The organism is Pseudomonas sp. BGI-2 (assembly GCF_004310295.1).
Classification (GTDB): Bacteria; Pseudomonadota; Gammaproteobacteria; order Pseudomonadales; family Pseudomonadaceae; genus Aquipseudomonas.
The window spans coordinates 1-2,430 of record NZ_SISB01000091.1; the positions used below are offsets into that span (position 1 = coordinate 1).

Below are 2,430 nucleotides of genomic sequence, written 5' to 3' on the forward strand. Positions count from 1 at the left end.
GTTTGCCAATTGGTTTTGCCGGCCAGCTTCAAGGCGCTTTGGCGCAGCCGGCCATCCACGGTGAAGGCGAAGGTCTGGCGGTTCTGCCGGGCATCGACCGTTTCCAGCACATCACCCAAAGGCCCGTAACGCCACGTCGAGACGGCACCCTCTCCCGGTTCCAGCAGTGTTTGTCGATCGGCTATCGGTTCCGGCCAATCCGGCGCAACGGCTTGCCGGGTGAAGTGCTGAACGTGCCTTGTGCATTGGCCGGTGATCGCAAACGCCTCAAACAGCACGGTCCCGCCGGGGCCATCCTGGCGAATCAACTGCCCGCACTGGTTACGATCGCGGTAAACCGGATCGGCCCCACCATATTCCATACGTTCGGCACATTGGGAGGGTTGCGTGGCGACATGCTCAAACACCGCCACGGGACGAAGCAGGTCGTCGTAGTGAATCTCGCGTCGGGTACCGCGACTGTCCCAGCCCTGCCGCACTTCACTGGCCAAACCGAAAAGACTGATCTGTGAGCCGGCATCGACACTGACCGTACAGAAGGGATCACCGGGCAACGAATGCACGGTCGTGAGATTGGCCGGGGTGGAGGGGTCGTCCTTTTGCAACGCCCACAGCCGCGGATCCCACTGCTTGATCGCGAAACCTGCGACATCGTGGAGGGTGCGGTAAATGCGCGCCTGAGCCGGGGCACCTTCGATCTGGCGCCAATAATCAACCGAACGAACCGGCAGCCCTCGCGGGTCCACGACGAACAATCGGGGTGTTTTGTAGTGCATTCCCACCTTCGACGCCTGCATACCGGTCCGTCCCTGTTTTGTCAGTTGCCATACAATCGTTCATGAACCTGGCAGGCTACTGCCAGAAAACTACAGTACCAACCAGCGGCCATGGACTTGATCACAAACATCCATACCCGTGATTGCCAGTGGAGCAGGGCTAGATGACGACCACTCATTTAGCTTTGTAACCAACCATTTGGCGCCAGAGTTTTGCGCGATGGTCACTGACTTTTTTTTATCCATTCATTTACTTTTTCGCAGTGATCACCTGCTTGGCCATGGTCTTCCTGACCTTCGTCTGTGAATAAACCGAAACAGCAGCGTTCGAGCGGTTGAACAATCCCGTTTTGCCTGGTGCGTAGCGCTCGATACCGCTCGCCCCTTGAATGGTCTGATAATGAATATTCCAGGCCTGTTGTTTTCGGTCGTACTTCATAAAAGCAAAACCGGTTCTGACTAGCTCCTGTTTGCCTTGCCCGTCCGAGGCATAGGCGTAGTCCTGAAACTCCATCGCCGCGCCAAGCCCCATCCCATGTTCTCGTGCAGAAAGATCGTTGTATTGCACGTTTTCCTTCGATCCCTCCACATGCCGGACACGAAGCACGTTGTCATTCAGTTGATCCACCGTCAAAGAACAACCACTGAAGCCTGGAGTGAAGACATGATCAGGGTCGCTTCCAGTGGGCCTGAGCGGTATATCCACATAACCGCCTTGTGGAGCCCAGAAACCGGACACCACATTGTCTTTGTCGGGAATCTCGCCCTTCGGGATGTCAACAATTCTTAATGCGTTGAACGCCCCCTTGCTCGCTCCCGAGTAAGTGAGTTGATCCATTGTGAATATAAACCCGCCCCCGCCATTTCTATTACTTAGACCTGCAAGAACATCTTTCGAATAACGACCAGGAACAGGGTCCAGGAACATAGTGCTGACCTCCACCCGGCTAAACTCGCCTACCTCCAGGGATTTGTGAATGTTTGTCGGCTTACCGGTCGCCGGCACACTAAAGTTTGGTTTGCCCCTATCGATATATGGCGCATTCGGAATATCGCGTGCAGCACCTGCCGCAATGACCGGTTCCCACAATCCGTTGGCCAGTTTTTTTCGCGTGTCGGCTCCATCATCATCAATAAAGGTGATCGGATTGTTCTGAGTCATCCGATACAAGTTCGGCCCATCAATGAAGCCTTTGGGGTCAGGATTGAGCCACCGGAACAACCACGGTATGTAGTACCGAAACCCATAGTAGTAAAGCCCTGTCGCATCGCGCTCCTTGCCCGAATAACGAATCGTTTTATAGTCGCTGTCTACCACGTCCGGTCCGGCATACCACGCGGTTTCGCCGTAGGGGTAAAAGACTTCCTGGCTGATGATTTGTGCATCGTCGGCCAGTTCCACGGTGCAGGAGTTCAGGTGATCGACCAGAGTGTAGCGATACTGATCGTTGACGCCGGATGGTGGAGCGCTTTCCCAATGCAGCACCCGCACGGTGTTGAGGCCGGCCTGTGCGGTGATGACCTGCCGCACCTCCCCGGTGCCGTTGTCGGTACGAAGTTCCAGCCCGTGCAAGTAACGCACTTCAGCCGTCACGGTTCGGGCATTGGTCTGCAACGAGCGAATTTTGCGCACGCGCTGGCCAGCGCCATCATA

General features: G+C 55.8%; 1 protein-coding gene and 1 pseudogene. Both read right to left on the reverse strand.

Annotated elements, in window-relative coordinates; genetic code table 11:
* Positions 1–776 (reverse strand): annotated as a pseudogene (locus tag EYC95_RS29950) (toxin); the annotation flags it as partial.
* Between the two features lie 250 nt (positions 777–1,026).
* A partial coding sequence (locus EYC95_RS30835) for an RHS repeat-associated core domain-containing protein (protein WP_256657022.1) occupies positions 1,027–2,430 on the reverse strand: 1,404 nt, incomplete at its 5' end.